We start from the raw sequence: 13,721 nt of genomic DNA on the forward strand, positions 1-13,721 counted from the left end.
AGGCAGCATGCTGAATGCTGAATGCTAAAAGCGCAAGGCAGCTTTGATCTAAACTCTGCGTTTATAAAACTGATGATTGTTAGCAACAGATCAGTGGGGGCATACCATGTGTGCACGTAAAAGCGCAACGCATACTTATGACGCTGGCCTTATGCCTTATGCAATGAGCCTTAAGCGTAAACAGCCTGAATAAAAAAAACCGCCCCGAAGGCGATCGGTGCGGTTCTGTTGAATTCAGGTTAAGGCAATAGAAGATGCTGATATCCTTATTGTTTAACCCCAACACCCTGACCGCAAGGTCAGGGGTAAATCCAAATTTATGTATTTAATTCATTGCCTCCACCGCTATTTGCGGAAAATTAAGGTGGGGCGAAAAGAACTGATCCTGATGAATTACCTAACCATTTTTCTATTAGCCACCTGTTTGCATCTCACGGCAGGCGTGTATGCCCAAAAGGTTACCATGTCGGGTGAGAACATTTCATTAAAGCAGGTTTTTAAAGAGATCAAAAAGCAAACGGGTTACACCTTTGTTTACCGGGAAGTATTATTACAAAAGGCCGGCAAGGTGAATATAAACGTAAAGAACGCATCGGTTCAGCAGGTGCTGGATCATTGCTTCAGAAACCAGCCGCTGTCATACACCATTATCAATAACAACATAGTGGTGGTAAAAGAAACAGTGGTTGTTCGCCCGCCGGCCCCCACAGTAACCGTTGAGAAACCGGTGCGGCTGAATTTTCCGCCCATTAAGATCACGGGGCGGGTATTATCAGAAACCGGTCAGCCGCTGGCCAATGCCAACGTAGGCGAAAAAGGAAAAGGCAATGCAGTAATGACCAAAGCCGATGGAAGTTTTACCATGCTGGTAGAAGGTCCCGGTTCCATCCTGGTAGTATCCTATGTAGGTTGCGATGATAAACTGGTACCTGTTGGTAACCAGACCGAGCTTGTAATAAAATTAACGACTACACAGGCCCCCATGGAAGAGCAGGTAGTAGTAGGTTATGGTACTTCAAAGAAAGCAACGGTTACCGGTGCGCTGGAACCCGTGAACAACCGGATCTTTGACAGCAGAGCGGTAACCAATCCGGCGCTGGCCCTGCAGGGTAGCACGCCAGGCCTGGTGATCACCAGAACATCTTCCCGCCCGGGCAATGAAGAGTTGAATATGCAGATCCGTGGCGTTACTTCTGTGAACGGCGGTTCTCCCCTGATCGTTATCGATGGAATACCTGTTGCCGACAACAATATGTTCTATACCATGAACCCCGATGATATTGAATCGGTGAACCTGTTGAAAGATGGTATGGCCGCTATCTTCGGTAGCCGTGCTGCAAATGGTGTTATCCTGGTAACAACCAAACGGGGTAAGGGCAAGATCAGGATCGACTATAATTACAATGCCCGCATCAATACTTTAGGTATTAAAACCCCTACTGCAAACATGCAGGAGTATGCAACCATGTGGATAGAAGCCCTGCGTGCAGAGCCAAAGCCCGATTACTGGGGATGGCAGTCGATGGATAACCTGAAGAAAATGCAGGAAGGGTACGAAGGCATTTATTCAACTTCTATGTGGGGCGATATTTTCATTGGTAATGCCAACCGGTACGATGAGCTGTTTGCTACGCGCCTGTCGCAGCAGCATAGCCTGAGCATTTCCGGCTCAAGCGACAAAACCGCCTATCGCTTGTCGGCTGCTTATGCCGATAACCGGGCACCCCTGGCAACGGCTTACGATGGCCGTAAACAATACAACCTGCGCCTGAACTACGATTATAAACTGGCGGAAAAAGTAAAGCTGCAAACAGGTGTTACTTATCAGAAAGATATCACCTCTGCTCCATCGAGCAGTATGCGTTTCGAGCTGATCGCATGGGACCCTGCTTTATTCCCCGCCAAAAATCCATTCGGCCAGTGGTATGCAAACTTTGGTTCAGCAGGTGACAGGAACTCTACCGCAGCTACCATGGATGGCGGAAGGGATATCCGTGGCAACGACCTTGTACGCGCCGATATCAAAGGTACCGCCGAGCTGTTGAAAGGACTTGAGCTGGAAGGTACCGCTTCTTTCCAGGTGAACCAGTATCGCATGGATAACTACCGCCTTACCGTTCCCCTCTACCAATGGGATGGAACACTCGCGGAGAAAAAGATCAATCCTGAATCAGACATCAGGGCACAATCAGACAATACCTTATATCAGAACTATACAGGATTATTGCGTTACACCCGGTCATTTGGTGGTCATCGCATCGTAGCTATGGCCGGCATAAATGCAGAGAAGAACGATTATAAGAGTTTGTATGCATACCGTACCAACATCATGAATAATGGTGTGTACGACCTGAATGTTGCCCCCACCGATTATGTAGAAGGCAGAGGCGGCCGCAATCAATGGGGATTGTATTCCTATATCAGCCGGATAAACTATTCTTTCAGGGGTAAATACCTGGTGGAGTTGCTGGGACGCCGCGATGGTTCTTCGCGTTTTGCACCTGGTAATAAATGGTCAAATTTTTATGATGTGTCAGCAGGCTGGGTGGTGACCAATGAGAACTTCATCAAAGACCTCGACATCCCCGAACTGAACTACCTGAAGATCCGTGGTGGCTATGGTGTAATGGGTAACAACGTTAACATTGGCGACTACGATTATATTTCCGACATTCTCATGGGTACTACCATCTTCGGCAGCCTGGCGCAAAATCAAACAGCCGCCCGCTTAAGCCGCAATGGTCTTACCAGCAACGACCGTACCTGGGAGCGCGTGAATATGGCCAACGTTGGTATCGACCTTATTATGTATGGCAACAAGCTGACCGGCCGCTTCGATGTATACAAGAAAAGGAATGATGGCATGTTGATCAATATCGTTTATCCTTCCATCCTGGGTGGACAAGCACCTCAGACCAATAATGGTGTGCTCGACGTAAAAGGTTGGGAAGCCATGCTGGGCTGGCGCGACAAGATCGGCGATTTCAGCTATAATGTTTCTGTAAACGTATCTGACAGCCGCAATAAACTGGTAGCCCTGGATGGTGCAGTCGCTGCAAATCCGGGGTTGGTAACGGCCGTTGAAGGCCGCCCGCTCAATTCCTGGTTCATGTATTCTACCAGGGGCTTTTTAACCGATCAGAAAATGGTTGATCTCTATTACAACAGGTATACAGCCGTTGCACAGGGTGAAATTCCGGCAACAGCTGATGAAGAAAGACTTCGCCCCGGTGATACCAGGAAACGCGATCTGAACGGCGACCAGATCATCGACCAGAAAGACGTGGAATATAAAGGCGATGCGGCCCCACACTATACCTTCGGCATTACGCTCGGAGCTAACTGGAGAAATATTGATTTTTCTGCCTTTCTGCAAGGCGTGGGTGAACAATATGTGCAGCGCAGCGGCGCACTCGCTTATCCGTTCTGGGATGGATATACGAACCTGAACGTGTCATTCCTTGGCAACACCTGGACGCCCGAAAATACCGGCGCGAAATACCCCAGGCTGACGACCAATAAAGTACGGTCAAGATGGAATTACCTGAACAACGATTTCATGTTGCAGAACAACCGCTATGTGCGTTTGAAGTCTTTGATCATAGGTTATACCCTGCCACAATCAATAATTGCAAGAGTGAAACTGGAAAGAGTACGGGTTTATTTTTCAGGTAACGACCTGTTTGAATTGACATCTATTAAAGACGGATTCGATCCGGAGCAGGGCAGGGATTCCCAATTGAATGGTTATCCGTTCATGAGAACCTGGTCCTTTGGCGTTAACCTTGGTTTATAATCCTAATATCTGATGCGCGTAAAAATTCTACAAATGAAAAACTTTATAGTTCCTGCAGTTATCGGCGGTATGATCTTAGGCGCCGCTGCCTGCACGAAAAACTTTCTCGATCTGAAGCCCCTCGACAGGTTGAATGAAGCAAGCTATTTTACCACTCCCGATCAGTTTAAATTTGCTACCAACGATTTTTATGAAAAAATGATCAGCTGGGAGCCGATCGATGGTAGCAGTATCTATGATTTCATGGATTTTGGTTCCGACATCTCGGGCTATGTAGGCCAGGATGGCCAGGGTAAATATGGCCGTGGCGCCATCAATGTACCGCTCGATGATAAATACTGGAACAATCCTTATGCATATATCAGAAGTATTAATATCGTTCTTAAAAAAGCGGAATCCTATCCCGGTAAAAAGGACGAAATAAAACAGTATGTAGCCGCTGCCAAATTCTTCCGGGCATGGCAATATTTCTTCCTGTTAAAACGCTTCGGCGGTGTGCCGGTCATTACAACAGTACCCGATGTGGGTGGCGCTGAATTGATGGCGCCCCGCAACAGCCGCTATGAAGTGGTTGACCAGATCCTGGCCGACCTAACAGATGCCATTGCTGGTCTTCCTACCGAGCAGGCAATTCCTGCCAGTGAAAAAGGCCATGTAAGCAAATGGGCAGCCGAAGCATTTAAAGCACGGGTATTATTATACGAAGCTACCTGGCGCAAATACACCGGCACCAGCACAGATTTTGAAGGTTCTGCCGGTCCGGCCACTGACCAGGTGAACAGCTTTTTAACCGAAGCGGTTAGCCTGGCAAAAGATGTAATGCTGAATGGCGGTTATAAGTTATGGAACTATAACGCTAATAATTCCATGGCCAATCGCAGCAACTATTACCTCTTCAATATCGATGGTACAGGCGGAAACCCCGCCGGCCTGGATAAAACCACCAACACAGAGTTTATCCTTAAAAGCATGTACGACCTTAACCTGCGCCCGGGAAGTATTAACCTGTCGCATACCGTGCAAACACGTATGCTGCCCAACCGCAAGATGATGGATATGTACCTGTGCACAGACGGATTACCGGTGAGCAAATCAGCCAGGTTTATGGGCTATCACAATGTGGCCGACGAATACGCGAACCGCGACTACCGCATGCTGAGTTATGCATTGGGAAGCGGAAGCGTTCCCGGCGAAGGCGATATTAAACTGGACGGTAGGCTCGGCTATACCAATTACAAATTTTCAGCTTACCGATATCCTACTTACCGGGCCATGAACCAGGAATCACAGGATTACCCACAGATCCGCCTGGCCGAAGTATACCTGATCTATGCAGAAGCATTGATGGAAAAGAACGGCGCCATCAGCGATGCAGAACTGAACAGCTCCATCAATCTCTTAAGAGCAAGGGCAGGCATTGCGCCACTGACCAATGCACTGGTGAATGACAATGGACTGAACATGCTGGATGAGATCAGAAGAGAAAGAACCGTTGAATTATATGGAGAATGCTTCCGTTATGATGATCTGAAACGCTGGGGCATTGCAGAGCGCCAGTTGAACCAGGATGTTTGTGGAATGATCGTGGGCGGTGCTTCTTATGAAACAGATTTCAAGGTGAGTTCGAAGGTCAACCCCGGGGTCGATAGCACCACAAGCCTGTATATTCAAAAGAATTACGAAAACGGTGGCGTGGCTGAAACCAGTGTGCCTACAAAATTTGGCGATCTGAAAGCAATATTACTGGATGCAGGCTCTAATCGCAACTTTAAAAGAATGCATTATTTGTATCCGATACCATTGCGGCAGATCCAGTTAAATCCAAACCTCGTTCAAAATAATGAATATTAAAGCAGTTGACAATAGGCAGTTGACATACAGAGAGGAGCAAAAAACAATTTGTTGCTCCTATCCAATCGGGAGATAGCAAATTGATGTCGATTGCCTATTGCCAACCGGCTGTTTTGAAAAACTGTTTTAATTCCTTACAATATGAAATCGTTTATAAGAAATTGGAAGTTCGTGCCTGCGGTTTTAGCGGCAGCAGCTATCTATGCAGGCTGTACGAAAGGACCAGAGATCAAATCCTATACATATCCTGCCCCGGAACCAACAGGCATGTTCCCGGAAAGAGGTTACGCAAATTTTGCGGAAGTGACGATCGACGGCTCCAGTTTTGGGGATTATAAAAATGCGGTAAAGGTTTTTTTCAATGGTATTCCGGCAGATACGGTAAGATCCTGTGCAGACGGCAGAATTGTGGTAAAAGTGCCTGCTAACGCTATTAGTGGTAAAGTAAGTTTACAGGTATGGAATCACACCGTTGACTCTGTAGGTGCATTCACGGTAGTTCCATATCCCGTCGTAAAAACAGCCAGCAGGGATATTGGCTTACCCGGTGAAATAGTTGAAATAACAGGAACTGGTTTTGGAACAGACCTGGCAAAAGTAAAAGTTGATTTTAACGGTACCACCGGTACGATCACTGAGATCAGCGATACCTTGTTGAAGGTGGCTCTACCCGTAGGATTTTCATCAGGCAATATTAAGGTGGCCGTTAATGACTATCCGGTTGCCGGACCCGTAGTAAGAGCCGTTGCTACAGTGCCTGATCCCATTTACTGGCTTTCATTCGAAGGCGACCTGAAGGACAATATGGGCGGCGCCTCCGCAACATATACCTATTCCGCAACAGACGGTACCGCCAAACCCATAGCCTGGGCCGCTGGTAAAAAGGGACAAGCCGTAAAACTGGCTGGTAGCGGTAACAGAAAAGCGACCAATAGCCAGTTCATCGCATGTCCGCCACAGATCAGTAAGTATCCAGAGCTTACGGTAACCGCCTGGGTAAACTGGGGTTCCAAAGATCATCCTGACTCCAGCTGGTTCCAGGAGCCTATTTTTGATTTTGGCCAGGCGCGGGGTCTTCGTACCGCTTTAATGACCAGGATGCAGGCAAACCAGGGCCCGAATATGGTTGGCCGCCTGATCTTTGAAAAGATTCCTGAGTTCACTGCCTTCAAAGCTTTCGATGCAAAGGCCGACAAAGAACTCAAGAAGAATGACTGGAGCCACGTGGCCATGACAATATCTACTGCAGATCATGTATTGAAAGTTTATATAAACGGCACACTAACAGGTAGCATCGTATTGGATAACGCGGCCAGTCCAACGCTGTTCAATCATAATAAAGTCTATATCGGCGCACCCACCAATGGGGTGTTGAACGAACCGGCATTCGGCGGACTGATTGATGAGTTTGAGATCTTCAACCAGGCATTGAATGCAGACCAGGTATTCGCCAATTATTATAAGAACAGATAGTACCAACAATCATCAATTTTGAAAAAGTTCCAACATACTATGAAACGACTTCCTGTTATCTCTGTACTTGCGCTGCTGTTGAGTGTATCGATGGTAGATTGCTCTAAAAAAGGCGGCGAAGAATACGACGAATTATACGACACCACGAACATTGTGGGTTCTGTAAAATACATTGATACATTACCGCCCGGCACTCCGCTGGTGCATCCGGGTGGATTAAATGTGACCGAAGACTTTGCGCGCATCGATGCAGCCATAAAAGCAAAAAATGAAACAATACTGGCCGGCCTGGCAAAACTGGAGGCCAATTCGCATGCAGATTCAAATTATAATCCCAACCCGGTTGCCAAACTGATCCGTGGTGGAAAGAGCCGCGAAGAACCGGAGCCGGATAACTATTCACGCGCTTTTAATGATGTAGCGGCCGCCTATCAATTGGCGCTCCGCTGGAAGATCAGCGGAAGGGATGGTTATGCGAGGAAATCGATCCAGATCCTCAATGCATGGGCAGCTACCTGCAAGCAATTAAGCGGTGACCCGAACGTGTTCCTTGCAGCCGGTTTCTATGGTTATCAATTCGCCCTGGCGGGTGAACTGATGCGCGATTATCAAAACTGGGATCCCAAAGATTTTAAAGCCTACCAGGATTGGATGCTGACCGTGTTCTATCCCAGGAACCACGATTTCCTCGTGAACCACAACGGTTCCTGCATCGACCACTACTGGGCCAACTGGGACCTGGGCAACATTGCTTCTGTGATGGCCATCGGTATTCTCACCGACAGGCGCGAATTGTACAATGAAGCAGTGAATTATTTACAGCGCGGCGCCGGGAATGGCAATATCAGAAAGGCGATCTATTATGTGCACAAGGAACAGGGGCTGGCGCAGTTGCAGGAAAGCGGCCGTGACCAGGGGCATGCAACACTGGTCATTGCGATGTTGGCTACCATTTGTGAAATAGCCTGGCACCAGGGCGATGATTTCTATGGCTTCAATGACAATATGTTCCTGAAAGCATCGGAATATAATGCCAAATACAATATAGCTATGGAAGATGTTCCGTGGAAGCCATATGACTACAAGGATTGTGATACAACAATCGTGCATAGCCAGATCAGCGAGGCGGAAAGAGGCGAGGTGCGCCCGATATATACCATGATCTACAACCACTATGTAAAACGCAAGGGATTAACAGCGCCTTACACCCTTATTGGTGTCAACAGAACTTATCCTGAAGGCGGTGGTGGTGATTACGGTCCAAACAGCGGTGGTTTCGACCAGCTTGGTTTTGGCACCTTGTTATATACAAGACCCTGATTCGTATTTAATATCTCATCAAGATAGAAGATCCAACATCCTAGTATTCCTACATTTTTTTCTGCGCCCATTGGAAGTCAGGAGACATGGGAACAGAAACTTAAAAGGCCCCGGTAGATCGCCGGGGTTTTTTATTATAGTCGTTTTAGCATTTAGCGCGAATTAGAAAGGTATTAGAATTGATTTAATATTGTTGATAATACATTAATAAAGTGCTGGAAAACAAATTATTTGCAGCAGGCTGCAACCGTTTCAATAAATATTTAATCCTTTAAGAGGGAAATATTCTTTCTGCCTTAGTAATTTTGCGGGGCAGTTAATCTGGAAAAATCCTGATCTGTGAATAACAAGTATTTATTTCAATGTATTGTTTATATACTGTTAGGGACCATCGCAGTGGCTGGCACCGGCAGGCAGAAGCAGTCGCAACCATGCGATCCTGTTGCTAATGCCATTAGCGTGTCGGTAGAAGCACAGGCTATTGGTCAGCAAGATCAGGCTGATTATATCAGCAATCATCCTGCTAAAAAACAGTCAAAGATCAGGACCAGGTTCCGGGCAGCCTCTTACCTAAGGATCAGTCCGGTTGAAACCACCGCACCGGTTGAAGTGTATTGTCCATTAAAGGAAACAACCCTTTCAAACCGGCGTACAGCGCATTTGCCTCCCTTTTATTATCTCTTTCTCTTCAGGCTTACACCCTTCTGAATTTTATACAGATATATGCCGCCTGCCTGCTTATGACATAAGTATGGCAAACGTGTGCTTATTGATCCCTCATTAAATTGTTTGGGCCCGGGCCCTTCCATTCATATACTTAAACTATTGTATGAGCATGAAAGCTTTTGCAGCAATTAATTTTTTGTGCATGATCTGGTTAGCAGGTTGTGGTGTTAAAGGAAATACGGAAAAAGAAGTAGAAGATATTGAATTACCTGTTTTTACATTGAAGAGCAAGGATACTACCCTGCACCGGTCCTATGTGGCCAGCATCAATGCTTATCAACACGTTGAACTGCGCGCCAAGGTATCAGGGTTCCTCGAGAATATCCTGGTTGATGAAGGCCAGCTGGTAAAAAAAGGGCAGGTAATGTTCACCCTGAATGATGCGGAATTTAAAGTGCAGCTGTCTGAAGCAAAAGCTTCATTGTCCAGCGCACAGGCCGAAGTAAAAAGTGCAGAAGTAGAGCTGCGCCGGGTTCAGTCGCTGGTTGACAAAAAGATCGTTACGGCGAGCGACCTGGAACTGGCCAATGCCAAGCTGGCCGCTGCAAAAGCGAAAGTAGATGAAGCCCTGGCCAAAGAAGAAAAAGCCAGGATCAGTCTTTCCTATACAACCGTACGGGCGCCCTTCGATGGCATCATCGACCGCATTTTGCAAAAGCGCGGAAGCCTTATCTCTGAAGGTACCCTGTTGACCAGCGTGTCAGACATTCATGCCATGCACGTGTACTTCAAGGTGTCTGAAAAAGAATACCTCAGTTATGTAAAAACGAAACAGGAAGGTGGCCGCCCGCAATCTGCAGCTGAATTGCAGCTGGCAGACGGTTCTGTTTATAAATATCCCGGGAAAATTGAGACGATGGAAGGGGAGTTTGATACAGAAACAGGCTCTATCGCATTCCGGGCGGTGTTCCCCAATCCCACCAAGATGCTGAAACATGGGGCCAGCGGTAATATCCTGCTTACCACCAATGTTAAAAATGCATTGATGATACCCCAACGCTCAGTGCTGGAGATCCAGGATCGCAACTATGTATTTGTATTAGGGAATGATCTGAAAGTGCGGATGAAAGGTTTTGAACCTGAATCGAGGATCGATGATTTTGTGCTCGTTAAGTCGGGACTCGACGAGGGCGACCGCATCATCTATGAAGGTGTACAGAACATCAGGGAAGGAAGTACGATCAAACCGCGGATGATAGCTGCCGACAGCCTTGCTGTGAATTGATCGTTGCCAAAACGATCAACCGTACTTACACCACATTCTAAAAAGTAGAAAAACCAGCAAGCATGTTTGAGCTATTTATCAGGCGGCCTATATTGTCGCTTGTAATTTCCATTGTCATATTATTACTGGGTGTGCTCGCCTTATTTTCGCTGCCGGTGACCCAGTTCCCCGATATCGTACCACCATCGGTAGTGGTAACTGCCACTTATAATGGCGCCAATGCCGACGTGTGTACCAAAGCAGTAGCAGTACCGCTCGAACGGGCCATCAACGGTGTACCCGGTATGACCTATATGAGCTCCGTGAGCAGTAATAACGGAGTAACGCTGATCCAGGTATTTTTTGAAGTAGGCACCGATCCCGATCAGGCGGCGGTAAATGTGCAGAACCGGGTAATAACGGTATTGGATGAGCTGCCCGAAGAAGTAATCAAAGCCGGTGTTACCTCAGAAAAAGAAGTGAACTCGATGCTGCTGTACCTGAACATCATGAGCGATGACAGTACGGCCGATGAAGAATTCATTTACAATTTCACCGACATTAACGTATTGCAGGAGTTAAAACGGATCAACGGGGTGGGCCTTGTTGATATCATGGGCGCCCGCGACTATTCCATGCGCGTATGGTTAAAGCCTGATAAATTATTAGCCTATAATATCTCAACCGACGAGATCATTGGCGCATTGCGCCAGCAGAATATCGAAGCGGCGCCCGGTTCAACCGGTGAAAACTCCGGCAAGGACAAACAGGCGAAACAATATATCTTAAAGTATACCGGTAAATTCAATACGCCCGACCAGTATAAGAATGTGATCTTACGGGCCAACGACGATGGTTCGCTGTTGCGGTTAAAAGATATTGCCGATGTGGAGTTCGGTACGGTGAGTTACGACATGGTGTCAAAAACAGATGGCCGGCCTTCGGCATCTATTCTCATTAAACAAAGACCGGGATCCAATGCGCGGGAAGTGATCCAGACGATCAAAGCCAAGATGGAAGAATTGAAAGAAACCTCTTTCCCGCCCGGCATGACCTATAACTATGCCTACGATGTATCGCGTTTCCTGGATGCCAGTATCCACGAAGTATTGCGCACTTTGATGGAAGCGTTCATCCTGGTGTTCATCGTAGTGTTCATCTTCCTGCAGGACTTCCGTTCCACCCTGATCCCCGCACTGGCGGTGCCGGTGGCGCTCATCGGTACCCTGGCATTCATGCAGATGCTGGGTTTCTCCATCAATATGTTAACGCTGTTTGCGTTGGTGCTGGCCATCGGTATCGTGGTAGATAACGCGATCGTGGTGGTGGAGGCGGTGCACGTAAAAATGACGGAGGAGCATTTGCCGCCAACCGAGGCCACCATTGCGGCCATGAAAGAAATTGGCGGCGCCATCGTTGCCATCACCGGCGTAATGTCGGCGGTGTTCGTACCGGTTGCTTTCCTGTCGGGTCCCGTGGGAGTGTTCTACCGGCAATTCTCACTTACGCTGGCGATGTCGATCGTGATCTCCGGTATCAACGCGTTAACGCTTACCCCCGCCTTATGCGCTTTGATGTTAAAGCACAATACGGCAAAAAGACGGAAGAAGAACCTGTTGGATAAATTCTTTGCCGGCTTTAACCGGGTGTACAATAGAACGGAAACATCCTATGGCCGCATGGTGCAAAAAATGGTGAAACGCAGGGTCATCACCATTGGTATGCTGGCCTTATTCTGCCTGGCTACCTGGGGCATTTCAAAGTTCCTGCCTTCCGGTTTTATTCCTGCCGAGGACCAGAGTATGGTGTACGTGAACGTTACTACGCCGCCCGGTTCAACCGTTGAACGTACGGAGGAAGTGCTTGACCTGGTGCAAAAGGCCATAGCCAATGAAAAGAGTATCGACAACGTGAGCACCCTGGCCGGTTATAGTTTGATGAGTGACGTTACCGGCGCTTCCTATGGCATGGCCATGATCAACCTGAAGACCTGGGAAGACAGAGATGAAACGGTGCATGAGATCATCAAACTGTTAAAGACCCGTACCAGTCATATCTCCGATGCAGTGATCGAATTCTTCGAACCGCCTACCGTGCCGGGTTTTGGTAATGCCGGTGGGTTTGAGTTCCGCTTATTGAACAAGAACCGCAATTCGAGTTTGCAGGAAATGGCCGAGGTATCCGATAAATTCCTCACCAGCCTGAAACAGCATCCTGCGATTGCAGGCGCCAATACCAGCTTCGATCCCAATTTCCCGCAATACCTGATCCATGTTGACCAGGAAATGGCCGCCAAACAGGGGGTAAGTGTCGAGAATGCGATGAACACCCTGCAAACATTGCTGGGTAGTTATTATGCCACCAACTTTATCCGTTTCGAACAGATGTATAAAGTGATGCTGCAGGCACTGCCATCTTACCGCGCCAACCCCGAAGACGTATTGAAGCTCTACGTCAAAAACGACAAGGGCGAAATGGTGCCTTATTCCAATTTTATCAGAATGGAAAAGGTGTACGGTCCGGAACAGATAACCCGCTATAATATGTACACGGCGGCCATGATCAATGGAGATGCGAAGCCGGGGTACTCGAGCGGACAGGCCATCAATGCCATTCAGGAAGTTGCGCAAAACGTGTTGCCCAAAGGGTATACTTATGAATGGAGTGGTATGACGCGGGAGCAGATCATTTCGGGTGACCAGGCCATTTATATTTTTATCGTTTGTCTGGTGTTTGTATACCTCCTGCTGGCCGCACAATATGAAAGTTTCACCTTACCGCTGGCGGTAATCCTCTCACTGCCGGCCGGTGTGGCCGGCGCTTTTGCCTTGCTGTGGGCAATGGGCCTGGAAAATAATATCTATGCGCAGGTAGCGCTGATCATGTTGATCGGTTTGCTGGCCAAGAACGCCATCCTGATCGTGGAAGTGGCTGTGCAAAGGCGGCGCGCCGGTGCTTCCGTCGTAGAAGCTGCCAAACAGGGGGCTGTATCGAGGTTGCGTCCGATCCTGATGACCTCATTCGCTTTTATTGCCGGTTTAATACCCTTGTGTATTGCCAATGGCGCCGGCGCTATGGGTAACCGTTCGATCGGGAATGCCGCTGCGGGTGGTATGCTGGTGGGTACCCTTGCTGGTATTTTCCTCATCCCCGGCCTCTATGGCCTGTTCATGCTCAGCCGCAAAAGAAGATTGAAGAAGCATGCGAAGATCGCCGACGGTGAGCCATTGACAGAGCAAATGGTGAATGAGGAAGGATAGGCAATGTGCTGATGTGCTAATGTGCTGATTTGCTGATGTGCTAATGTGCTGATGTGCTGATGAAATACAGAAAGCAATGTGCTGATTAGCT

General features: G+C 47.8%; 7 protein-coding genes. All 7 read left to right on the forward strand.

Features of this window, described 5'->3' with window-relative positions; translation table 11 throughout:
- Positions 1 to 319 precede the first annotated feature (319 nt).
- Entirely contained in the window at positions 320 to 3,796 is a 3,477-nt protein-coding gene (locus JT717_RS04025) for a TonB-dependent receptor (protein WP_205508885.1), read from the forward strand.
- Positions 3,797 to 3,829: 33 nt separating this feature from the next.
- Positions 3,830 to 5,647, forward strand: a complete 1,818-nt coding sequence (locus JT717_RS04030; RefSeq protein ID WP_205508886.1) for a RagB/SusD family nutrient uptake outer membrane protein — start codon at positions 3,830 to 3,832, stop codon at positions 5,645 to 5,647.
- A gap of 141 nt (positions 5,648 to 5,788) precedes the next feature.
- A complete protein-coding gene (locus JT717_RS04035; RefSeq protein ID WP_205508887.1) occupies positions 5,789 to 7,120 on the forward strand; it encodes a LamG-like jellyroll fold domain-containing protein in 1,332 nt (443 codons plus the stop codon).
- 39 nt (positions 7,121 to 7,159) lie between these two features.
- Positions 7,160 to 8,440: an alginate lyase family protein gene (locus JT717_RS04040; protein WP_205508888.1), complete on the forward strand. Its 1,281-nt coding sequence runs from the start codon at positions 7,160 to 7,162 to the stop codon at positions 8,438 to 8,440.
- Positions 8,441 to 8,779: 339 nt separating this feature from the next.
- Entirely contained in the window at positions 8,780 to 9,148 is a 369-nt protein-coding gene (locus tag JT717_RS04045; protein WP_205508889.1) for a hypothetical protein, read from the forward strand.
- 160 nt (positions 9,149 to 9,308) lie between these two features.
- A complete protein-coding gene (locus JT717_RS04050) occupies positions 9,309 to 10,391 on the forward strand; it encodes an efflux RND transporter periplasmic adaptor subunit (protein ID WP_240347801.1) in 1,083 nt (360 codons plus the stop codon).
- A 62-nt stretch (positions 10,392 to 10,453) separates the two neighbouring features.
- Positions 10,454 to 13,630, forward strand: coding sequence for an efflux RND transporter permease subunit (locus JT717_RS04055; RefSeq protein WP_205508891.1), 3,177 nt, complete (start codon positions 10,454 to 10,456; stop codon positions 13,628 to 13,630).
- The last annotated feature ends 91 nt before the right edge of the window (positions 13,631 to 13,721 follow it).

Origin of the sequence: Longitalea arenae (assembly GCF_016924755.1) — a bacterium.
Lineage (GTDB): Bacteria > Bacteroidota > Bacteroidia > Chitinophagales > Chitinophagaceae > Niastella > Niastella arenae.